We start from the raw sequence: 22,180 nt of genomic DNA on the forward strand, positions 1-22,180 counted from the left end.
TTTACTTTCAAGTAAAATATCTTGAATTAAAGATTATTTTTCTTTCCCAAACAGCTTACTTTTCAAAAGCTGTTCTCAAGCCGGAATACAGCGCGGATAATTCTTTACTGATCCGAGGATAATGAGCGACATGCGGCACTTGAATATCCGCCGGCATTCTTTTCACGTTAAAGGATTGCTCAGCCTGTTCAAAAAACGTCCGCAGCTGGTTGATCTCTTCATCAGAAAACGGAGAAGGCGGACGGCGGTGAGCTTGGGCTGAGAGCAAATAATACCCTAAGTGCTGAGTGCCGGAAATAGCAGGCCAGAGTGCATCCGCATTCGCATGAGGAAACTCCCCAAGCGCCTTGTCATACGCATCCCGAAGCCTGACGAGGCTCACCCTTAATTTATGTTCGTCAGCTTTCTGCCCGGTTAACAGTTTCTCCATAAACTGCCCTTCCAGCCGGATGACGTTCCTCATCAGTTCCGGCAGCCGCTTCGTTGAAAACCGCCGCCACAAAAGCATTGTTCCCAATAGCCCGATCACGCTGCCGACAGCTACGTCCGTCAGCCTCGCATCATAAAATAACCGGTGTCCGCGCCGCCATGCATACTTTCTGTGATAACAAGCGCATTTGCGGTTAAAAAGGGAACAGCCAGCGCATAATTGCGGACAATCAGCATCTCAAGAAGACATTGCAGCGCTGCAATACAAAACGCAATATAAACACCGCCCGGCTTAAAAAACAAGATTGCGCCTGCCAGCATAACACCGATCACCGTTCCGGCCGAACGCTGAATAGCCCTGTGAAGCGTAAAAACAACAGTAGTGCCAAGCATGACCGCTGCTGCCGAAAGCGGAATCCAATAGGAGCGTGCAAAGCCGAATAAGAGGGCAAACATATCGGCGGCAAACAGAACAATTCCGTACTTTAACGCTCTAATCAAAACCGGAGACTTCCAGTCAAAGGCATTTCTCAAAAAGTAAAAAGAGGATGGCAGGCGGCTCGGTTCCCCATCAAGCTGCTTTTCCAAACGTCCTGAAGCGATATGCAAAACCTCGTTGATTTCTTCAAACAGCTTTCGCCTTGGCTCAGATTCATTTTCATTAATCTGAAACGTATTGAAAACCCGTGCATGTGCAAGCATATCTCCGGTTTGACGAAGTGCCTTTTCAATCTGCGCGGTCTCTCCATCCGGCGATTCAGCTGAAAAATGAATAATAGCAAGGAATATGTCGTCAGCTTTTTCAAGCAGGCGGAAAAACCGTTCATCATGCCGCGATTTTTTCCGTCCGTTCCCTTTACCCAGAACGGTTTGGCGGGCTGTTCTGAGCATGAGCACCGTCTGATGCTGCGCATGATGAAAACCTGGCGTTCCGACGGCTGAAAGACATGCAGCCAGCTGATCATATGTTTTTTGCAGCACCGCTCCCTCCGGTCCATGCTTGTTCCATAACCAGCCAATTAGCGCGATGCCCATGGCGAAAATGCCGCCGAGAAACGTCAGTCCCGCTCTGAACAACGCTTGTGAAGGATCGGCCGGCAGCCCGGAACTGACTAAAAAGGCTAGGACAAAAAACATCGGCGCAGGGCCTTGAATGCCGAGCGCGCTAAAAATAAACATCGCCGCTGCACCGACCAGCCCCAAAACAGCCGCCATCATCCAAAGCGTCCCTAAACAAAATGAGAGGGCGATCCCAATAGAAACCAAGAACAGCTTCAAGGCGCGCTTTTTGTACGATTCACCGCCAGCATATAAATAAACAAAGCCTCCGATACTTGCAGTTAGTCCGTAATCCGTGTGACCCGCTAATGCGCCGACCAGCACAGGAAACCCTGAAGCGAAACCTGATCCGATAGCCTTTTTCCAAGGAAATGGATTCGCATGAATGCGAAAGGCATCCTTCATGATAGGCATGATTCTTTGATTGTTCTCACCAGTTTTGTTCATTTGACAAAATCCTTTTCAATGAATATATAGAGCTCTTCCCATTTCTTCGCTTTAGTATGCCCAAAAACGTGGTTAGCTCCTCAATTGGTGTGCCCGATAAAAAAAACAGAGACTTAAACCGTCTCTGCTTGCATGACATCAGTTTATTCGCAATATCATAAAAGCGGCACCTGTCAGGACTGCTTCGTCCTTCTGCTTTCCTTTAAGAGCAGGTCGATAAAAAATAAAGGGTAAATCAATAGATACCCATTAAACAGCCACCACACAAGATCAAAGTCCCTGCTGAATGTCCAGAATGATATCGCCTGCAGACCTGAACAACAGGTCAGCACAAGAGAAATCAGCGCCATCAGCTTCCACTCAGCACGATTCACCCGCTGTAAGTACAAGCTGTACAACCCTGTCACAGAGATCAGGATATCCAGAGGAAAAAAAGACCAGTTCCAGGCGATCATAAACGGATGGTCATGATGTTTAAAGGCCCAGTTTTCCGGTATGAGCGAAAACCCGGCTGACAGCCAGTACAAGATAAAGCCAATATCAGTCACGAGAAAAAAGAGCTTCATATATCTCATTTGTACTGCCCGCTTTTATGTACCGGCTCAGACACCCCAGCCTGCTCGATCAGGTTTAAAGACACAACACCGGCAATAATCAATCCAATTGAAATAACTTTCATGACACTAACATGTTCTTGAAAAAACAAAAAACCAACCACTGTAATCAGGACGATTCCCATCCCTGACCATACAGCATATGCAACAGATACGTCTATTGATTTTAGCGTAAGCGTCAGAAAGAAAAGACTCCCTCCATAAAAGAAAATCAACAGCACACTGGGAATAAGTTTTGTAAAACCGGACGATAGCTTCATGCTGACCGTTCCCGCAACCTCAAACAAAATCGCCAAGCATAGAAACACCCAATTCACGTTGCATCAGCCTCCTCATCAGCTGTTATACCGTTAAACAAAACATCTACAATTGATTCAAGAACCTCTCCTGTCGTGAACTGATGTTTCAGCGGATATTCAGGGGCATACACTTGGTTTATGCTCCCTATATACATGTGAACAAACAGGTCCGGATTGATGTTTCTGATTCTCTTTTGCTGTTTGCACTCGTTTAATAATTCTAGGACAATTGCCCATTCTTCCTTAATAAAGGTATCTAATGTAAGCCACGCATCGTAATGGTATTTCTTGAGTTCATTTAATAATCCCATGTTCAGCAGTTCCATCCCCTGCGGAAGGCTGATCAGCATTTTTTTCACCTTTTCAAGCACATTTAAACGTTCATTTTCATAGATGTCTCTTTCCATTTGCTTCATTTCAACTATAAATTGTTCGACAACCGCCTCAACAAGCTGATCTTTAGATGAATAATATGCATAGAGCGTCCGCTTGCTTGTTCCCAGCGCTGCCGCCAAATCATTCATCGTAAATGAAAATCCTTTCTGTTTAATTAGCCGGATGGTTTCCGCCAGAATTCTTTTATCCATATCAATCCCCCGCTTTCGGTACTACAAAAACTGTTTCAGTACCAAAATTATACGACAGCAATTTATGGAAATCAACAATATATAAAAAAACCTCTCCAATTGGGAGAGGTTTAAAAGACACTGCGGACCAAACCGCCGTCCGCCCGAAGCGCTGCACCATTGATCGCAGAGGAAAGCGGGCTGCTTAAAAATGTAACGAAGTGGGCGATTTCTTCCGGACGGATCAGTCTTTGAATGATAGATGTCGGCCGGTTTTCTTTCATAAAACGTGCCTCAGCTTCTTGAACAGTCAGGTTTTCATCAGGATACAGCGAGTTCAGCATGGTTTCCACACCCTCTGTTAAGGTAGAACCCGGCATGACGGTGTTGACTGTGACATTCGTGCCGGTTGCCAGCTCCGCCAAACTGCGGGAAATGGACAGCTGCATTGTTTTCGTCGCACTGTAATGGGCCATCTCCTGTGACGGCATAATCGCCGCTTCACTGGCAATGAAAATCACACGTCCTTCTTTTTTCTCGATCATGTTATGCAAATACTTGCGTGTCAGCCTTACACCGCTCATAATATTCACTTCAAAAAAACGAAACCATTCATCATCCGGAATATCAAAATACTCCGCCGGTTCGAAAATCCCTAAATTGTTGATCAAAATATCAACGTGCGGATATGCCTGAAACAGCTCATTGCAGCCTTCTTCTGTTCCCAAATCAAATGCAGCCGGATAAAGGACCGCTTCAGCATGTTGTGTTTTCAATTCATCTATCGTCTGATTCACTTTCTCTTCCCGGCGTCCGTTAATAATCACTGCCGCCCCTTCTTCAGCTAATGAAGAGGCAATAGCTTTTCCGATCCCCGATGTCGAGCCGGTAACCAGTGCGGTTTTTCCTTGTAAATTCAGCTTCATTCTTCATCCCTCCGTTTTTGATTCCTCTTATTTATTGACAGAAATCTGCTTGGTGAAACATCTGCTCTGCAACCAGTATGAAACAGCTGGGATTGAAATGGAAGTACGCACTTTTTGGTGCCTGTGATTTGGAGAAAAAATAAAGCAGAACCTCTTGAGAGGTTCTGCTTTATTGTCAGTATGTATGGAGACGGTGGGAGTCGAACCCACGTCCAGAAACATCGATTACTTAAGCGTCTACGAGCGTAGCCTGCATATTTATGGTTTCACTCATCTTCTTGCCTGCGGGCGGGCCTTCCGAGAGCTAGTCTGTTCATCTCTTCTTACGTTCTCAGACGGGAACGCAAGCGTAGCCTACTTGGATGTGCTCTTCACAGACACATAGGCAATGTCAGGAAGAGCTCGCTGCGCTTATTAGGCAGCTAATGCTACGTTTTGGTTAAAACTGTTAGTTTTGCCAGTTATATTTAAGTGCGTGTTTACGAGATCGCCTCTCGGCTCGCAGCTCAAGCTCGATCCATCCCTGTCGAATCCGTAACGTCCCCTTGGTATAAGGGAAATACGGGAGAAAATATCAAGCTCTCACTCAAACTGGCTATAGTCTTATTATAACATGATCACGGCTCTTTTCAATTGTCAAATCCTTCAAATGAATAGCGTTGTGATCTGATCGTGAACACAGTATAGCACAGGCCTAATTTTCGAATCAAGCACTATGCCTTTAGAAGCCTTTTTGACTGTCTCTGAATGCTCTTTCGATTTCCCGCTTCGCGTCCTTGCGCTTCAGGTCTTCCCGTTTGTCATAGTTCTTCTTCCCTTTTCCAAGGCCGAGAAGCACTTTGGCAAAGCCATTTTTCAAATATAGCTTCAGCGGAACGAGAGAATAGCCTTTTTCCTTTGTTAACCCGATCAGCTTGTTAATCTCCTTACGGTGCATTAACAGCTTTCTCGTACGGAGCGGATCGTGGTTATAGCGGTTTCCCTGCTCATATGGGCTGACGTGCATATTGTGGAGAAACACTTCTCCCCGTTCGATTTTGGCGAAGGAATCCTTAAGGTTTACGCGGCCGGCGCGAATCGATTTGATTTCGGTTCCTTGCAGAACGATGCCTGTTTCATAGGTTTCTTCTATAAAATAATCATGGTTGGCTTTCTTATTTTGAGATAATACTTTTCCTGACCCTTTTGGCATGCCAGAACCTCCTCTCTCTAAGGAAAAACTGTCCACCTTTTGCGATACGCTCTATTTTACCAAATGTCACGTACCGCTACAATGAAAAGCTGTTTCCGAAAGAAAGCAAATAGAGCGCTGCGGCCCTATTTGCTGGTTGAGCTGTTATTTCTTCTTTTTCCGTTTCTGTTTCGGCGCATTTTGGAAGCCGCGTTTTTTCTTTTTCTTCTTCGGCTTAGTAAACCATTCTCCTTTTTCCTCAGACGGCGCTGGAGAAACAGGTGTATTGGTGCTTTGAACGCGTTTTCTGGCAGGCTTTCCGCGTTTTCTGCTCCGGCTGCTGTCCAATTCTCTCGGACGGCGTGGAGAGCCCTTCATGCCGACGATTTCAAAGTCGATATTGCGCTCATCCTTATTGACATCGACAACCTTGACTGTGATTTCATCCCCGATGCGGAAGACGTTTCCTGTCCGCTCGCCGATCATTGCGAAATGCTGTTCGTCAAAACGGTAGTAGTCATCTGTCATAAAGCTGACGTGTACGAGTCCTTCGATTGTATTCGGCAGCTCGACGAACATTCCGAAGTTTGTCACAGAGCTGATCATGCCGTCAAACTCTTCACCGATTTTATCAAGCATGTATTCCGCTTTTTTCAGATCATCCGTCTCACGCTCGGCGTCAACTGCACGGCGCTCCATAGATGATGTATGTTCAGCGATATCCGGCAGGCGTTCAGCCCACTTTTCCTGTGTCGCTTCATCGACTTTGCCGTTGATCAAATACGTACGGATTAGACGGTGAACGATTAAGTCCGGGTAACGGCGGATCGGCGATGTGAAATGCGTATAGAATTCCGTTGACAGACCGAAGTGCCCCAAGCTTTGCGGGTCGTATTTCGCCTGTTTCATCGAACGGAGCATAACAGTAGATATCACCGTTTCCTCAGGTCTGTCACGCACAGCGTCCAGAATGCTTTGCAGGGCGCGCGGGTGAATATTTCCCGCCGTTCCTTTCACCACATAGCCAAATGTCGTCACAAACTCTAAAAACTTTTGCAGCTTTTCAGCATTCGGCTCTTCGTGAATCCGGTATATAAACGGGACGTTCATCCAATGGAAATGCTCCGCTACTGTTTCATTTGCCACAAGCATAAATTCTTCAATGAGCTTCTCGGCGACAGAGCGTTCTCTGATCACAACGTCTTTAACCGCTCCTTCGTCATCGACAAGCACCTTTGCTTCTTTGAAATCAAAGTCAACGGCGCCGCGGTCCATCCGCTTATCGCGAAGAATTTGAGCCAGGCGCTCCATATCTTTGAACATCGGAACAAGAGGCTCGTATTTTTGTTTCAGCTCTTCATCATCGTCAACAAGAATTTTATTCACATCTGAATATGTCATTCTTTCCGTTGTTTTGATGACACTTTGGAAGATCTCGTGCTCTGTCACCTGTCCCTGACTGTTAATGGTCATTTCACAAGAAAGCGTCAGGCGGTCAACCTTTGGATTTAAGGAGCAGATGCCGTTTGACAATCTGTGCGGAATCATCGGGATGACACGGTCAACCAAATACACACTCGTCCCTCTTTCAAGCGCTTCTTTGTCAATCGGTGAGTTTTCGGTTACGTAATGGCTGACATCAGCAATATGAACGCCAAGCTTGTAGCTTCCATCGTCCAGCTTCGTCACGGTAACTGCATCATCCAAATCCTTCGCGTCCGCCCCATCAATGGTGACAATCACCTGGTCACGGAGATCACGGCGGTCTTTCAGATCTTTTTCATCAATTGTGTCAGGCGTACTTGATGCCTGCTCCATCGCGTCGGCTGGAAATTCTCCCGGCAGGCCGTGCTTATGAATGACCGATAAAATATCAATGCCCGGATCATTTTTGTGGCCGAGAATGGTTTCAATCTCGCCCTCAGCGTTCATGCGGCCTTCAGGATAGCTCGTCAGCTTGACAACAACCTTATGCCCTTCCGCAGCTCCATTTTTCCCGTTTTTCGGAATGAAGATGTCACTCGTGATTTTTTTGTCGTCCGGAATGACAAAGCCGAAGTTTCTCGTTTCTGTATACGTGCCGACAACCCGCTGAATCGCTCTTTCTAAAATCCGTATAACGGTTCCTTCCTGCCTGGAGCCGCTTGACTGTGAATTCAGGCGAACCATGACGATATCGCCGTTCATTGCCGTATTCAGCTCATTAGGCGGAATAAACACATCGCTTAACGACGTATCCTCAGGCAGCAAAAAGGCGAATCCTTTCGCATGCGCTGAAATCTTTCCTTTTATTAAATTCATCTTCTCCGGAATGCCGTAGCGGTCGCTTCTCGTCCGTACGATAAGCCCTTTTTCTTCCAAGGCGACTAACGCTTTGACGAGCTCTTTAAACTCCTCGGCTTCCGTAATTTTTAACATCTCCTCTAGTTCCTGAACAGTCAAAGGCTTGTATGCCTCTTCCTTCATAAACGAGAGAAGCTTTTCCATAAATGCTTCTTTTTCCATTATCCGACCTCCTGTTGATTACCAATCGAGCTTCTCTAAAAATTCATACACATCCTGATGGACGAGGTCACGTTCTTTGTCGAGTGTAATGACATGGCCTGATTCCTCGTACCATTTCAGCTGTTTATCATCAGTTTCCACTTCGTTGTAAATAATATTGGCGCTTTCGGTATTAATCATGTGATCATGACGAGCCTGCACCACAAATGTCGGTGAATAAATCATATCGACATTGTTCCGCACATCAGCAATTAAGTCTTGCAGCGCCTTGAGGGTATTCATCGGCGTTTTTTCAAATTCTTTCATTTCCTCTTCAATTTGCTCAGGGCTTTTCCCCTCAAACTTTTTGTAATTGCGAGCGTATGAAAGAACACCCTGATACATGACCTCTTCACTCTTAATATGCATCGGTGCGCACATTGGGACAATTCCCTTTATGGGTACAGTGTAACCCAATTTCAGCGAAAAAACCCCGCCAAGCGACAGTCCGCAGGCAGCAATGCTCTCATAGCCTTCAGATTTTAAGTATTCATAGCCATCCATTACGTTTTTCCACCAGTCTTCAGGCCCCGTATGTACAAGTTCTTCAGGCGGGACGCCATGTCCTTCATATTGAGGCGCGTGGCACGTATAACCCCGTTCATTCAAATATCTTCCCAGCATCCTTACATCCGCTGTATTTCCTGTAAAGCCATGCAGCAAAAGCACCGCTTTGTCTCCGCCTTTAAATGTAAATGGTTTTGGTGTCACAACTTTCATGCTCATGTCTCCCTTTCTATCTGCACGATCATTATAGTTTTCCACAGTTTAATCAGAAAAAAACGTTATGAATATCAGCCAGAAACGTGAAAAAGGCCTGACTTCACATCAGACCTTATACAAACATTGCCCTATAGGATATAAGCAAGCGCAATCGTTAACACGAAAAACAAGACTGCCAGCACTACCGTAATGCGGTGCAAAATTAAATCAAGACCTCTTGCTTTTTGTTTCCCGAAGAGCTGCTCCGCTCCGCCTGAAATCGCACCAGATAATCCGGCGCTTTTACTGGATTGAAGCAAAACGACAATAATAAGTGCAATGCTGACGATAACCAATAAGGTAATCAAAACTGCGTGCATCCCTTACACCTCCAGACTCACTGGCTACATTACTTCTATTTTACATGAAAAGGGTTGGCATGTCACGCTGTATCAGACGCCAAAAGGCCGGATAAGACGTTTTGTCTTGGTTATCCTATTCATATGAAAAGGTCAAAGGAGAAAAGCGATGCCGCTTATCAGCATAGCCAGCAGGAAACATCTTTTTTATGAAGAATATGGACAGGGAATCCCTATCATTTTTATCCACCCGCCGGGCATGGGACGCAAGGTTTTTTATTATCAACGCCTTCTTTCAGAGCATTTCAGGGTGATTTTTCCTGATTTAAGCGGGCACGGTGACAGTGAACACACGGGTGACACCGCTTCTATTTCCTATTATGCGAACGAAATCATACAATTCATGGACGCTTTGTACATTGATAAAGCTGTGTTTTTCGGGTATTCCGCCGGGGGCTTAATCGCGCAGCACATCGGCTTCATCCACCCGGACAAAGTGTCACACCTGATTCTGTCCGGCGCCTACCCCGCTGTTCATAATGTAATTGGCCAGAAGCTGCACAAACTGGGAATGTATCTGCTTGAAAAAAACCCCGGTTTGCTCATGAGAATCCTCGCTGGGAGCCACACAAAAGACAGACAGCTTCGCAGCATATTAACAGGCCATATGAAAAAAGCAGACCAGGATCAGTGGCATCAGTATTATCTGGATTCGCTAGCCTACAACTGCATTGAACAGCTGCCCCGGCTAAACATGCCAATGCTTTTTATGTATGGCGGCCTGCGGGACTGGACCTTTATAAACGCAGGCTATTACCGAAGGGCTTGCAGCCATGCCGAATTTTTCAGATTGGAATATCAGGGACATCAGTTGCCGACAAAACAATGGAAAACATGCAATGAACTGGTGACAGGGTTTGTGCTGACACATCATTCAAGATAGAAAACGCTTGGATCTTCTTGCGTTTTTTCTCTTTTATTGACTTTTGTCAACAAAATCATAGTAAAAAAGATCCTCAAATTTCAAATTAAAGTAGTGAAGCATTTTACCGATCACAAGCTGCCCCGGCCTCCTTTCACCATTCAGCACACGGCTCAGTGTGGCGGGTGAGACTCCGATTTCCAGCGCAAGCTGATTAAGGGAATAATCGTTATTAACCATATACTGCAAGACATAATCACGTCTAATCTGTATCTTTTCTACTGGCACTTTCCTCACCTTCCATTCCTGAAAAAACTTTTTTCTATAGTTTTACATTACGGCTTATGTTAACTTTTGTCAATACATTTCCAGTCTACCTATTCCCTTTAGTCAATAAACATACTAAAATATGAGTAACAGTGAGGGACGGGGTGAGACATATGGAAAGCTTTGGCGAACAATTGCGGGCATTGCGCGAGGAGAGAAAGTTAACGGTCAACCAGCTGGCGACTTATTCAGGCGTAAGCGCGGCCGGCATCTCCAGAATCGAAAACGGAAAACGGGGCGTTCCCAAACCCGCCACCATTAAAAAACTGGCGGAGGCCTTAAAAATTCCTTATGAGGGGCTTATGTACAAGGCTGGTTACATCGAAGAAGTTCATGAAGCCAAGGCTCCTTATGAAACGAAGTGCAAGCTGCTCGAAAAAGCGGAGGCCTATGACCTGAAAAACCTTGCGCTTCTTGAGAACGAAAAATGGCAATATCTCAATAAAGAAGATTTGCTCATGCTCGATCATTATTTTTCGTTTATTTCAGACGAAGCCAAAAAACGGTCTGCTGATGACTGACTATTGATAGAAATGAGAGGCGATAGACCATGTCACCGTTCGGACAGCAATTACGGGAGCTGCGCCGCGCCCGCAAACTGACAGTGAATCAGCTTGCGGTGTACTCAGGCATCAGCTCGGCCACCATTTCAAAAATTGAAAACGGCAAACGCGGGACGCCAAAACCCGCCACGATCAAAAAACTGGCGTCCGTCCTGAAGGTGCCGTACGAAGACCTAATGGCCGCCGCAGGCCATATTCAGGCCTTTCCTAAAGAAATCCGCGAAGCATCTGAAAGCTATCAGTCCGTTTATGACATTTATCAGACGGCTGTCACGCGCGGAGCGGAGCACCTCCCGATTTTCAATAGCCGAAAATGGGAACATCTTTCAAAGCAGGATATTGAAAATCTCAGCAAATACTTCGATTTTTTATCTTCGGAAGCAAAAAAACGCGCTTCTTCCTCATAATCCCTTGTTCCTCTTTCTGCATTTCATCAATCACGCTTGCATACCTTCCCTCGTTATTTGCGTTATAATAGTGACAGACGAGGTGAAAAGTATGAACCAATCAGAAATGTGTCCTAGATTTGAAAAAGCAGTCGACATCTTAAGTAAACGCTGGGTCGCTTTAATCGTATTTCAGCTCTTAAACGGGTCGCAGCGATTTAGCGAAATTGAAGCAGCACTTCCAAATCTAAGCGGCAGAGTTCTGTCAGAACGGCTGAAAGAACTTGAGCTTGAAGGAGTAGTAAAGCGGGATGTCATCCCTGAAACTCCGGTTCGCATCGAATATTCATTGACCGATAAAGGAAAGGCGCTTGCCCCCATTTTAGGTGAGATTTCTAAATGGGCGACTGAATGGATTGACCCTTCCTTTCTTGACTAATTGCTAAAACGGTTCTGATCTCAAAGACGAGAAAAAGAACCGTTTTTTATTTTTTTATTTTCCAGGTGAAAAAAAGATATCTCAGCCGATATATAGTACATCCACACATTACGTTTTTAAAGGAGACCACTATATGCGACTGACGATTTCCCGCAAATTCAGCCTGGTATTTTTGACACTGATCCTGATCAATTTACTTGTAGGCGGAATAGGCGTTCTTAATATGCAGCATATCATTCAAAAAACAGATGAAATCAACACGAAATGGATTGACGGCATCAAAGACATTACCTCGATTAATTATGTAACCGAGCACCTGTCTTCTAAAGAAAAGGACTTTCTGATTTATACAGACAAAAGTAAAATGGATACACTTGATCAAGAAATGAATCAAATCATGGAAGACATTAACCAAAAGCTTGATAGCTATAAAAAAACGATCTCCACTGATAAAGAGCAGAAACTGTTCGAGCAGCTTCAAACTGAAGTGAACACCTATATCGATATTCATGCGCAAATAATCGAGAGCGGCCGCACAAATGACATGGACAAAGCAAGAGGTTTATTGGTTCAAACTGAGGCCAGCTTTGAGGATATGAAAAAAACAATCACTCAGCTTGTTGACTACAATAAAGAAGGCAGCAACACAGCAGTAAAAGAAACGAAGGCCGTCTATCAAAAAGGGCTCATTTATACTGCTCTGCTTGTGGCAGCTTCGATCATCGTCAGCATTTTCATCTGGCTTTATATCGCGCGAAACATTGTAAAGCCTATCATTCGCATGAAGGAGTCTGCCAATCATATTGCCGAGGGAGATTTGTCGAAAGACATGGAGGCGCTGAACTCAAAAGACGAGCTGGGCGACCTGAATGAAGCGCTGCAAAAAATGGTAGGGAATCTGAGAGATATTGTCGGATATTCTAAAGACATATCAAGCCGGGTTCTTTCTTCTTCACAGGTGCTTGCTACCGCAACGAATGAAACAAGATCCGGCAGCAAACATATTACTGAAACGATGAACGAAATGGCTGAGGGCTCTGAACAGCAGGCCCAAGACGCTGTAACGATTGCCGAATCGATGAATGAGTTTACCGAAAGCATTGATAAAGCCTATAATCACGGAATTACAATCAGCGATACGTCTCAAAACGTTCTCGAACTCGCGGTAAGCGGAAACGAAAATATGGATACGTCATTACAGCAAATGAAAACCATCCACCATATCGTTCAAGAAGCCGTGCATAAAGTGAGATCACTTGAACAGCATTCTCAGGATATCAACAAGCTCGTTCAGGTCATCAACGGGATTGCCGAGCAAACGAATTTGCTGTCCCTTAACGCCGCGATTGAAGCTGCCCGCGCAGGAGAAAGCGGCAAAGGCTTCGCCGTTGTGGCTGATGAAGTCAGAAAGCTGGCTGACGGCGTTTCTGATTCCGTGCAGGACATTACCCGGATTGTAAATGGGACACAGCAGGAAATCCACTCCGTTATTAAGTACTTGGAAAGCAGCTTTACAGAAGTCGAAAAAGGAACGGAAAACCTGACAGACACCGGACAGGCTATGCAGCATATCAAACAATCTGTCACTCATGTTGCAGACAGCATTAAGGAAGTTACGGATGGCCTGAAGCAGTTAACAAACCAATCGATTACCATCAATCAATCGATTGAAAATATCGCTTCTGTATCCGAAGAGTCGGCCGCCGGCATTGAAGAAACATTTTCAATTACCGAGCAATCCGCCCATTCGATGGATCAAGTGCTTCAAAATGCTGAGGAGTTGGAGCGGCTGGCGAAGGAGCTTAATGCAAAGATGGATCAGTTTACAATTTAAATAGAAAAAAGAGGCTGGACTCCAGCCTCTTTTTTTATTCTATGCAGCTGATTGAACATGATTGGCTCTTGTTCTTTTTTTCTTCACCGGACTTAATGCCCGCTCCAGCCAGGCCATGAGCAAATCGGCTGCCACCGCCATCACCGCAGTCGGTATCGCCCCGGCTAGAATAATCGCAGTTCCGTTTGTCGCGTTTGATCCGCGGACGATCATGTCCCCAAGGCCTCCGGCGCCGACAAATGTGCCGATTGCTGTAATCCCAATGGCAATGACGAGAGCCGTGCGAAGACCCGCCATGATGACAGAAAGTGCGAGCGGGAGCTCAACCATTCTGAGCACTTGGAATTTCGTCATGCCCATTGCTTTTCCCGATTCTAGGTAGGCATGCTCAATGCTGACAATCCCTGTGTACGTGTTTCGGATAATCGGGAGCAGGGAATACAGAAATAATGATACAATTACGGTATTTGCGCCGAGCCCCATAACAAGCATCAAGACGGCCAGCATAGCGAGCGCGGGGATTGTTTGAATAACGTTTGTTACGGCGAACACCCAGGCTGACAAACGGCGAAAATGCGCGATGAGGATTCCCGCCGGAACCCCGACGACAGCGGCAAACAAAACACCGTAAGCCGACATAAGAAAGTGGCGGCCGAATTCATCCATGACATAACTGCCATTCTGCGCGTAATACGTCATTAACTGTTCAAGCACGTTCATTGACCCCTTCCCCCTTTCACGATTCGAAGTAGTGATGTTTTTCTAAATATTCCTTGGCAACGACAGACGGTTCCTTTAGATTGCCGTCGACTTCATAGTTAAGCGCCTGCATCGTGGCTGTGTCGATTTTTCCAATCATTTTCTTGATGATGCCCTCAAGCTCAGGATGTTCTTTGAGCACCTTTTCCGGAATAACCGGAGAGCAATCGTACGGCGGGAAAAATTGTTTATCGTCCTTCAGCATTTTGAGACCATAGGACTTGATTCTTCCATCGGTTGAATACGCAAGCACAATGTCCATTTTTCTGCTTTTCACCGCATCGTACACAAGGCCGATCTGCATTGGATACGTGCCGCCGAATGTCATGCCGTAGGTTTTCGTAAAATCCTGATAGCCGTTTCCTTTGAGCTTCATCCAATAGTTATCGACGCCAAGCTTTAATTGCGGCGCCTGTTTTTTTACGTCTGATACGGTTTCTAAATGATATTGATCTGCCAGCTTTTTGCTGACCGTAAAGACGTACGTATTATCAAACCCGTAGGAGTCATACCATTTTAAATCGTATCTTTTTTTAAACTCCCGCTGAGTAAGCGCCAGCGCTTTGTCCGGGTCTTTTTCCGGTTGCATTCTCAACGTTCCTGTCAGCGCGTCTCCCGTATATCTTGTGGCTGCAATGTCGATTTCCCCGTTCATTAAAGCCTGCTGCTGCACCGCGTTGGAGCCAAGATTTTTAATTGTTGTTGTTTTGAGATCAGTATGGTGTTCGATCAACTGGCCAAGCATGCTGGCGATGATTTCTGATTCGCTCATGCTTTGCGCGCCGATTTTAATAGTCTGGTCTGGAGCGGCGCTGAGACCAGGAAGCGAACAGCCGCTCAACGTCAATGTTGCCGCAAGTGCTAAACCGATCATTAATGTAAGATATTTTCTTTTCATAAGCCGCCTCCTTATGACACTTCCTTCAACCTCTGCATGCCGGCAGGTGTCAGTTTTCGTTCAGACACTGCCAGCACATAATCAATCACAATCGCCAATATTGTGACGGGAACCGCGCCCCCGATGATATATTCCGGCTGATATAAATTTAGTCCGATAAAAATGTAATCACCCAATCCGCCGCCTCCGATAAAAGATGCAAGCGTGGCCCAGCCGATTAAGTAAATCGTCGATGTTCTAATTCCCGCCATGATCACTGGCGCGGCAAGCGGCAGCTCCACCAAGCGGACTTGTTCAGCCGGTGTCATTCCGATGCCTTTGCCAGACTCGAGCAAATTTTTGTTGACGCCGCGAATGCCGGTATACGTGTTGCGAAGTATCGGCAATACGGAATAGAAAAACAAAGCCACAATGGCTGGAACCTTCCCTACACCAAGGAGCGGGATAAAAAAGGCAAGGATAGCCAGACTCGGCAGCGTCTGAATGATATTCACAATGCCGATAATGATGCCGGCTCCTTTTTTCATTCTGGTCAGCACAATGCCGAGGGGGACGGCAACCAGCACGCCTAAGATAACAGCAATGAGCGATATCGTAACATGCTCGTATGTTTTATAAAGAAGCTCGCCCCCGTTGGTTTGCAAAAAATGAACAATATGATGCATGACTTATCCCCTCCCTATGACAATACCGCGAGCTGCTTTTCTTCTCCCCAGAGGGAGTCATACACGATATCGACCAGACTTGCTCTCGTCACTATTCCGATTAAACGTCGGTTTTCATCCACAACAGGGACATATTTGACACCCCGTTTTAAAATTTTGCGGACCGTGTCGCGCAGCAATGTGCCTCCCAATACTGTGTATAGATCTTCATGTAAAACCTCTCCTACGAGATTGGCCTTTTTCCGGCATTGATCAATGATTTCAACATCGACATAACCTTGCAGAACGTGGTCGTCATCGACGACAAGCAATGAATCTACCCGTTCCTGCCTCATCAGCTGAATGGCCTCAGAAAGCGTTTTATCCGCGGTGATCATTACAGGCTGAGTATTCATAATCTGGTCAACCCGTTCAACATCCGGGCTGGATGACTGAATCAGCCGCTCCTTGCCGATAAATTCCTCAACAAATTCGTCTGCCGGATTTCTCAAAATGTCATCGGGCGTTCCAATTTGAACGATTTCTCCCGCTTTTAAAATCACAATCCGGTCTGCCAGCTTAATCGCTTCATCCATATCGTGGGTAACAAATACGATGGTTTTATGTAAGGTTTTTTGCAGTTTTTTAAATTCTTCCTGAAGGGAATCCCTCGTAATCGGGTCGAGTGCCCCGAACGGTTCATCCATTAAGATAAGCGGCGGCTCCGCGGCAAGTGCCCGTAATACACCAATTCGCTGCTGCTGCCCCCCGCTTAATTCATGAGGGTAACGGTCTAAATATTCTGGCCCCATATCGACCAATTTTAAAAGCTCACGCGCCCGCTCTTTCCGTTGCTGTTCCGGCCATTTCAGCAGTTTTGGGACGAGTGAGATATTCTGCTGAATGGTCATATGGGGAAACAGGCCGATTTGCTGAATCACATAGCCAATTTTGCGTCTGAGCTCTACAGGATCCTGTTCCATAATGTTTTCGCCGTCAATGAAAATCTTCCCGGCGGAAGGCTCAATTAATCGGTTAATCATTTTCATCGTTGTCGTTTTTCCGCAGCCGCTCGGCCCGATAAAACAGATAAATTCGCCTTTTGCAATCTTAAGATTCACGTTGTTCACGGCTTTTTTGCCGCCCTTATATGTTTTCGAGACATTTTCTAATGTCAGCAAACATCGCACCTCCAAAATTAAATTTATTCAATTTGTTCAGTTTAAATTTAATTTTTCAGACAATTGAATGCTTCCCATTATAGATTAAAGTTTATAAAATAAAAAGTTTACAATTTGTTCATATTATTTATAAAGTATGTGTAAACGCTGATTTACCCGCATTGACGTGTGTTGATCTCCTTATTGCTCCAATTTCCTGCCAAATTCTCTTTTGACAGCATTTTCGCCGTATCAAAAATGTGGTATATTGACATCGGAATTGTTAGCTGAAAGGATGAAACCGTTGGAGAAAGATCCGTTAACGATCATTGAACAAGCCGAGGACCATTTTATAGAAAGAATTGCGGAAAACATGCATGCATTTGGAATGCCCTCTACCGTCGGACGTGTGCTGGGCATTATTTATATGAATCGAAAACCGATGACGCTTATGGAATTATCTGAGGCCACCGGCATGAGCAAAACACGCATGAGCCAGGTAGTGCGGGAAATGCTTGATGCCAATATCGCCGAGAAGGTGTTCGAAAAGGGCGTCCGAAAAGATTTATATGAGGTTGAACAGGATTACTATCAAACGTTTATCACGCTGTTTTCAGCCACTTGGAGCAAAGTCGTCAGCAAAAACAAAATGATGCATAAAAAACTCAATCGGGAGCTGCTTAGCGTGTTGGATGAAGAGCTTACTCCTGAAGCGGAAGAAAAAGTGAATGAACTGCTGAAGGAATTAAAGGAATGGCTCGATTATTATAATTGGCTCAGCCGTTTGATTGAGTTTTTTGAGAGCGAAGACATTTTTAAATATGTGCCGAAGCCGTAAAAAACGCCCTGTTATTACAAGGCGTTTTTTCTTATGCAGCACTGGCCAGGTTTTTCTTCTTTTTCTTTTTAATCGGGCTTAACGCTCGTTCAAGCCAGCCCATGACCAAATCGGCAATCACCGCCATCAAAGCTGTGGGGATTGCGCCCGCTAATATAATCGCGGTTCCGTTTGTGGCGTTTGATCCCCTGACGATGATGTCCCCGAGACCGCCTGCACCGACAAATGTCCCGATGGCCGTAATGCCGATGGCAATGACAAGCGCAGTGCGCAGGCCGGCCATTATGACCGAAAGCGCAAGCGGAAGCTCGACCATCCGCAGCACTTGAAATTTTGTCATCCCCATTGCTTTTCCGGATTCAAGATAAGCATGTTCAATGCTGATAATCCCTGTATACGTATTTCTGATAATCGGCAGAAGAGAATACAGAAATAATGACAATATCACCGTATTAGCGCCCAGCCCCATGACAAGCATCAGCACGGCGAGCATGGCGAGAGCCGGGATCGTCTGAATGACGTTCGTGACCGCAAAAACCCATCCGCTTAATTTTCTGTATCTGGCTACCAGGATGCCGAGCGGAATTCCAACAATGGCAGCAAATAAAACGCCGTACACCGACATCAGAAAATGGCGGTAAAACTCCTGCAGCACGTAACCGCCGTTTTGCGAATAGTAAGTGCCAAGCTGCTGTAGTACTTCCATATGATCCGCCTCTTTCCTTAGTCAAAATAATGATGTTTCTCTAAAAATTCCTTTGCTACGACAGACGGCTCCTTCAGCTTGCCATCCACCTCATAGTTCAGCTCCTGCATCGTTTCCGTATCGATTTGCCCAATCAGCTTATTGATCACACCCTCAAGCTCGGGATGCGCCTTAAGCACCTTTTCCGGAATCACTGGTGAACAGTCATACGGCGGGAAGAAACGCTTATCATCTTTTAAGATTTTCAAGTGATAGGCTTTAATCCGTCCATCCGTTGAATAAGCCAGAACGGCGTCCATTTTCCCGTTTTTGACTGCGTCATAGACTAGCCCGATCTGCATTGGATACGTTGTGCCGAACTCAAAGCCATATGTGCTGACAAAGCCTTTATACCCATCGCCTTTTCGTTTCAGCCAAGCATTGTCGACGCCTAATTTATATTGGGAGGCATTTTTCTTCAGGTCAGACACGGTGTTAATATGCTCCTTCTCCGCAAACTTTTTTGTTACGGTGAAGGCATATGTGTTATCAAAGCCGTAGGAATCAAACCATTTATAAGAAAAGCGCTTTTGAAACTCGTTCTGCACAATGTTCAGGGCTTTTTTCGGATCTTTCTCCGCTTCCTTGCCGAGGGTGCTTGTTAAATCAGTTCCGGAATAGCGCGTGGCAGAAATATCAATGTCACCGCCCAGCATCGCTTGGTGCTGCACATAGTTTGACCCGAGGTTTTTCACTAAAGCGGTATTCAAATCTGTATCATGTTCAATAAGCTGCGCGATCATATTCGCTACAATTTCTGATTCAGTCATGCTTTGCGCCCCGATTTTGATCGTGTCGTCTGAAGCGCCGCCGAGTCCCGGCAGAGAACAGCCGCTTAGCAGTATGACCAAACCTAGAGCGCACGCGCCAAGCCATTTGATTTTTTTCGTTTTCAACAGTGCCAACTCCTTACGAAACTTCCTTCATCCCTTGCAAGCCTTTCGGCGTCACCTTTCGTTCTGTCACAGCCAGCACATAATCAATGATAATGGCCAGAATTGTGACAGGCACGGCACCGCCAATGATATATTCAGGCTGATACAGGTTCAGGCCGATAAAAATATAGTCCCCGAGGCCGCCTCCCCCGATAAACGACGCAAGTGTCGCCCAGCCGATTAGGTAGATCGTTGATGTGCGGATACCCGCCATGATGATGGGAATCGCCAGCGGGATTTCGACGAGCCGAATCTGCTCCCAGCCGGTCATGCCAATCCCTTTTCCCGATTCCAGCAGGTTTTTATTTACACCTTTAATGCCGGTATACGTATTGCGCAGGATCGGCAGCACCGAATAGAAAAATAAAGCGACAATCGCTGGCACCTTTCCTACGCCGAGAAGCGGAATAAAAAAGGCTAAAATCGCAAGACTCGGCAGGGTTTGCACAATGTTTACGAAACCGATAACCACACCTGCGCCTTTTTTCATTCTGGTAAGAGCAACACCGAGCGGCACTGCAACGATGATGCCCAATACAACGGCTATGAGTGAAATATATAAATGCTCTCCTGTTTTATACAGCAGCTCTCCGCCGTTCGTTTGCAAAAAAGTCATCATTTGATTCATCTTTAAAGAGCTCCTCCCTGGTCAGATCGTCATGAGCTGGTTTTCCTCGTCGCCCCATATGGAATCGTATACGATATCAACGAGGCTCGCTCTTGTCACAATCCCTGCTAAATGGTTTTGTTCATCGACGACCGGAACATACTTGATTCCCTGCTTCAAAATTTTTCGGACTGTATCGCGAAGTAGCGCCCCTTTTTGAACGGTATATATATCTGAGCGGTATACATCGCCAACGATGCTCGCTTTTTTGCGGTTTTGATCAATCATTTCCACATCAACATAGCCCTTCAGCACGTTTTGCCGGTCTACAACTAGCAGCGAGTCAACACGTTTTTCTCTCATCAGCTGAATCGCCTGAGAAAGCGTTTTGTCCGCAGATACCGTCACCGGCGTTCTGTTCATCATTTGCTCTACCCGCTCGATATCCGGTCTTGACTGAATCAGGCGTTCTTTCCCAATAAATTCTTCAACAAATTCATTTGCCGGGTTCCGGAGAATCTCATCTGGTGTGCCGACTTGAACGATTTCTCCCGCTTTTAAAATCACAATCCTGTCAGCAAGCTTAATCGCTTCGTCCATATCGTGGGTGACAAACACAATCGTTTTGTTTAGTGTTCTCTGCAGTTTTTTGAACTCTTCCTGAAGGGAATCACGCGTAATCGGATCAAGCGCTCCGAACGGTTCATCCATTAAAATGAGAGGGGGTTCCGCGGCAAGCGCGCGCAGCACGCCGATTCTTTGCTGCTGTCCGCCGCTGAGCTCATGGGGATAACGGTCTAAATACTCCGGACCCATATCCACAAGCTTTAACAGCTCTCGCGCCCGTTCTTTCCGTTTTTCCTCAGGCCATTTCAGCAGCTTTGGTACGAGTGAGATGTTCTGCTGGATGGTCATATGGGGGAACAAACCAATCTGCTGAATCACATAGCCGATTTTTCTCCTCAGCTCAACAGGATCCTGTTCCATAATATTTTCTCCGTCGATAAAGATCCTTCCAGACGATGGTTCTATCAGCCTGTTGATCATCTTCATCGTTGTCGTTTTTCCGCAGCCGCTCGGGCCGATAAAACAGATAAACTCACCTTTGGCAATATCTAAATCAATGCTGTTCACAGCTTTTTTGCCGCCTTTATATACTTTTGACACTTGTTCCAATTTCAGCAATCCGTGCACCTCCGCAGGTTTCCATTAAATTTTCTGAAAAGTATAATCCTTATTATAATTTGAACTTTGTAAAATAAAAAGTTTACAATGTGTTGAAATTATATGTTATTTATAGATTATTTATTGTTATGACCGAGACGGAAAGGGTGTTCTTACATTTACGCCGGATACCTCCCACTTCCTCTGCATTCAGCTATTTTCAACATCAGGAAGAAATATGATATATTGACACCATCAATTGCCATTTGAAGGGATGATCAGCTGTGAAAAAAACCGCTCTCGACATCATTGAACATGCTGAAGAGCATCTCATTGAGAAGATTGCCGAAAATATGCATACGTTTGGAATGCCTTCAACTGTCGGACGTGTGCTCGGAATTATTTATATGAATCGAAAACCGATGACCTTAAGCGAGCTCTCTGAGGCTACGGGCATGAGCAAAACACGGATGAGCCAGGTTGTCCGTGAAATGATCGATGCCAATATCGCCGAAAAGGTGTTTGAAAAAGGCGTACGAAAAGACCTTTATGACGTCGAGCAGGATTATTATCAAACCTTCATTTCTTTATTCGCGGCCAATTGGACAAAGGTCGTGAGCAAAAACAAAGTGCTTTATAAAAAATTAAACCGGGAGCTGACTGATCTTTTACAAAGGGACGGGCTCACCCCGGAAGCGGAAGAGAAGGTTAATCAGCTGCTGAATGAATTAAAAGAATGGCTTCATTACTATGACTGGCTGAGCAGGTTGATTGAATTTTTTGAGAGTGAGGAAATCTTTCAATATGTGCCGAAAACAAAAGAAAGCAGCTCTCTAAAATAAG

Annotated in this window: 24 protein-coding genes, 1 other RNA gene and 1 pseudogene; 7 read left to right on the forward strand and 19 right to left on the reverse strand. The window is 45.5% G+C overall.

Features of this window, described 5'->3' with window-relative positions; all coding sequences use genetic code 11:
• Positions 1-55: 55 nt before the first annotated feature.
• From MY9_RS16920 to secG, 10 genes and pseudogenes are all read right to left on the reverse strand, one after another.
• Positions 56-1,935 (reverse strand): annotated as a pseudogene (locus MY9_RS16920) (FUSC family protein).
• A gap of 173 nt (positions 1,936-2,108) precedes the next feature.
• Positions 2,109-2,510: a YvaD family protein gene (locus MY9_RS16925; RefSeq protein WP_014665390.1), complete on the reverse strand. Its 402-nt coding sequence runs from the start codon at positions 2,508-2,510 to the stop codon at positions 2,109-2,111.
• The gene (locus MY9_RS16930) at positions 2,507-2,866 is read right to left on the reverse strand and encodes a DMT family transporter (protein ID WP_014665391.1); all 360 of its coding nucleotides are present in this window, start codon (positions 2,864-2,866) and stop codon (positions 2,507-2,509) included. The genes MY9_RS16925 and MY9_RS16930 overlap by 4 nt, the downstream gene beginning before the upstream one ends.
• Positions 2,863-3,435 (reverse strand): TetR/AcrR family transcriptional regulator, encoded by a 573-nt coding sequence (locus tag MY9_RS16935; protein WP_014665392.1) that lies wholly within the window; start codon positions 3,433-3,435, stop codon positions 2,863-2,865. The genes MY9_RS16930 and MY9_RS16935 overlap by 4 nt, the downstream gene beginning before the upstream one ends.
• A gap of 110 nt (positions 3,436-3,545) precedes the next feature.
• The gene (locus MY9_RS16940; protein WP_014665393.1) at positions 3,546-4,340 is read right to left on the reverse strand and encodes an SDR family NAD(P)-dependent oxidoreductase; all 795 of its coding nucleotides are present in this window, start codon (positions 4,338-4,340) and stop codon (positions 3,546-3,548) included.
• 182 nt (positions 4,341-4,522) lie between these two features.
• Positions 4,523-4,885, reverse strand: a transfer-messenger RNA (tmRNA) gene (ssrA, locus tag MY9_RS21330).
• A gap of 176 nt (positions 4,886-5,061) precedes the next feature.
• Positions 5,062-5,532, reverse strand: a complete 471-nt coding sequence (smpB, locus tag MY9_RS16945; RefSeq protein WP_003220025.1) for an SsrA-binding protein — start codon at positions 5,530-5,532, stop codon at positions 5,062-5,064.
• A 144-nt stretch (positions 5,533-5,676) separates the two neighbouring features.
• Positions 5,677-8,016 carry a ribonuclease R gene (gene rnr, locus MY9_RS16950; protein ID WP_014665394.1) on the reverse strand — a complete coding sequence of 780 codons (2,340 nt, stop codon included), beginning with the start codon at positions 8,014-8,016 and terminating at the stop codon, positions 5,677-5,679.
• A gap of 18 nt (positions 8,017-8,034) precedes the next feature.
• The gene (locus MY9_RS16955; protein WP_003242610.1) at positions 8,035-8,775 is read right to left on the reverse strand and encodes an alpha/beta hydrolase; all 741 of its coding nucleotides are present in this window, start codon (positions 8,773-8,775) and stop codon (positions 8,035-8,037) included.
• Positions 8,776-8,906: 131 nt separating this feature from the next.
• Positions 8,907-9,137: a preprotein translocase subunit SecG gene (gene secG, locus MY9_RS16960; protein ID WP_003220028.1), complete on the reverse strand. Its 231-nt coding sequence runs from the start codon at positions 9,135-9,137 to the stop codon at positions 8,907-8,909.
• A gap of 148 nt (positions 9,138-9,285) precedes the next feature.
• Between secG and MY9_RS16965 the strand changes: the two genes are divergently transcribed.
• The gene (locus MY9_RS16965; protein WP_014665395.1) at positions 9,286-10,059 is read left to right on the forward strand and encodes an alpha/beta fold hydrolase; all 774 of its coding nucleotides are present in this window, start codon (positions 9,286-9,288) and stop codon (positions 10,057-10,059) included.
• Positions 10,060-10,092: 33 nt separating this feature from the next.
• Here the strand turns inward: MY9_RS16965 and MY9_RS16970 are convergent, their stop codons facing one another.
• Positions 10,093-10,326, reverse strand: a complete 234-nt coding sequence (locus MY9_RS16970; RefSeq protein WP_009968172.1) for a helix-turn-helix domain-containing protein — start codon at positions 10,324-10,326, stop codon at positions 10,093-10,095.
• Between the two features lie 152 nt (positions 10,327-10,478).
• On the opposite strand from MY9_RS16970, the gene rghR reads away from it, so the two are divergent.
• The 4 genes from rghR to MY9_RS16990 all read left to right on the forward strand — a co-directional run bounded on the left by rghR (position 10,479) and on the right by MY9_RS16990 (position 13,587).
• Complete coding sequence (rghR, locus tag MY9_RS16975; protein WP_014665397.1) at positions 10,479-10,886, forward strand: transcriptional repressor RghR; 408 nt, start codon at positions 10,479-10,481, stop codon at positions 10,884-10,886.
• Positions 10,887-10,915: 29 nt separating this feature from the next.
• Positions 10,916-11,335, forward strand: a complete 420-nt coding sequence (locus MY9_RS16980) for a helix-turn-helix domain-containing protein (RefSeq protein ID WP_014665398.1) — start codon at positions 10,916-10,918, stop codon at positions 11,333-11,335.
• A 91-nt stretch (positions 11,336-11,426) separates the two neighbouring features.
• On the forward strand, positions 11,427-11,753 hold the full coding sequence (gene catR / locus MY9_RS16985) for a catDE operon transcriptional regulator CatR (protein WP_003242888.1): 327 nt from the start codon (positions 11,427-11,429) through the stop codon (positions 11,751-11,753).
• A gap of 133 nt (positions 11,754-11,886) precedes the next feature.
• On the forward strand, positions 11,887-13,587 hold the full coding sequence (locus MY9_RS16990) for a methyl-accepting chemotaxis protein (RefSeq protein ID WP_014665399.1): 1,701 nt from the start codon (positions 11,887-11,889) through the stop codon (positions 13,585-13,587).
• Positions 13,588-13,626: 39 nt separating this feature from the next.
• Here the strand turns inward: MY9_RS16990 and opuBD are convergent, their stop codons facing one another.
• From opuBD to opuBA, 4 genes are read right to left on the reverse strand one after another with little or no spacing between them, the layout of a single operon-like run.
• Positions 13,627-14,307 carry a choline ABC transporter permease OpuBD gene (gene opuBD / locus MY9_RS16995; RefSeq protein WP_014665400.1) on the reverse strand — a complete coding sequence of 227 codons (681 nt, stop codon included), beginning with the start codon at positions 14,305-14,307 and terminating at the stop codon, positions 13,627-13,629.
• A 16-nt stretch (positions 14,308-14,323) separates the two neighbouring features.
• The gene (opuBC, locus tag MY9_RS17000; protein ID WP_014665401.1) at positions 14,324-15,244 is read right to left on the reverse strand and encodes a choline ABC transporter substrate-binding lipoprotein OpuBC; all 921 of its coding nucleotides are present in this window, start codon (positions 15,242-15,244) and stop codon (positions 14,324-14,326) included.
• A gap of 11 nt (positions 15,245-15,255) precedes the next feature.
• The gene (gene opuBB, locus MY9_RS17005) at positions 15,256-15,909 is read right to left on the reverse strand and encodes a choline ABC transporter permease OpuBB (RefSeq protein WP_014665402.1); all 654 of its coding nucleotides are present in this window, start codon (positions 15,907-15,909) and stop codon (positions 15,256-15,258) included.
• Between the two features lie 14 nt (positions 15,910-15,923).
• Entirely contained in the window at positions 15,924-17,069 is a 1,146-nt protein-coding gene (gene opuBA / locus MY9_RS17010; RefSeq protein ID WP_014665403.1) for a choline ABC transporter ATP-binding protein OpuBA, read from the reverse strand.
• 283 nt (positions 17,070-17,352) lie between these two features.
• Between opuBA and MY9_RS17015 the strand changes: the two genes are divergently transcribed.
• Positions 17,353-17,886, forward strand: a complete 534-nt coding sequence (locus tag MY9_RS17015) for a GbsR/MarR family transcriptional regulator (protein ID WP_014665404.1) — start codon at positions 17,353-17,355, stop codon at positions 17,884-17,886.
• 31 nt (positions 17,887-17,917) lie between these two features.
• Here MY9_RS17015 and opuCD read toward each other — a convergent pair whose 3' ends face one another.
• The 4 genes from opuCD to opuCA are packed head-to-tail and all read right to left on the reverse strand — an operon-like array spanning position 17,918 to position 21,358.
• On the reverse strand, positions 17,918-18,592 hold the full coding sequence (gene opuCD, locus MY9_RS17020; RefSeq protein WP_014665405.1) for a glycine betaine/carnitine/choline/choline sulfate ABC transporter permease OpuCD: 675 nt from the start codon (positions 18,590-18,592) through the stop codon (positions 17,918-17,920).
• A gap of 17 nt (positions 18,593-18,609) precedes the next feature.
• Positions 18,610-19,527 carry an osmoprotectant ABC transporter substrate-binding lipoprotein OpuCC gene (opuCC, locus tag MY9_RS17025; protein WP_014665406.1) on the reverse strand — a complete coding sequence of 306 codons (918 nt, stop codon included), beginning with the start codon at positions 19,525-19,527 and terminating at the stop codon, positions 18,610-18,612.
• Positions 19,528-19,540: 13 nt separating this feature from the next.
• Positions 19,541-20,194 carry a glycine betaine/carnitine/choline/choline sulfate ABC transporter permease OpuCB gene (gene opuCB, locus MY9_RS17030; protein ID WP_014665407.1) on the reverse strand — a complete coding sequence of 218 codons (654 nt, stop codon included), beginning with the start codon at positions 20,192-20,194 and terminating at the stop codon, positions 19,541-19,543.
• A 21-nt stretch (positions 20,195-20,215) separates the two neighbouring features.
• The gene (gene opuCA / locus MY9_RS17035; protein WP_003243370.1) at positions 20,216-21,358 is read right to left on the reverse strand and encodes an osmoprotectant ABC transporter ATP-binding protein OpuCA; all 1,143 of its coding nucleotides are present in this window, start codon (positions 21,356-21,358) and stop codon (positions 20,216-20,218) included.
• A 263-nt stretch (positions 21,359-21,621) separates the two neighbouring features.
• Between opuCA and opcR the strand changes: the two genes are divergently transcribed.
• Complete coding sequence (gene opcR / locus MY9_RS17040) at positions 21,622-22,179, forward strand: opuC operon transcriptional regulator OpcR (protein ID WP_014665408.1); 558 nt, start codon at positions 21,622-21,624, stop codon at positions 22,177-22,179.
• Position 22,180: the final 1 nt, after the last annotated feature.

Source organism: Bacillus sp. JS (genome assembly GCF_000259365.1).
GTDB classification, from domain to species: domain Bacteria; phylum Bacillota; class Bacilli; order Bacillales; family Bacillaceae; genus Bacillus; species Bacillus stercoris.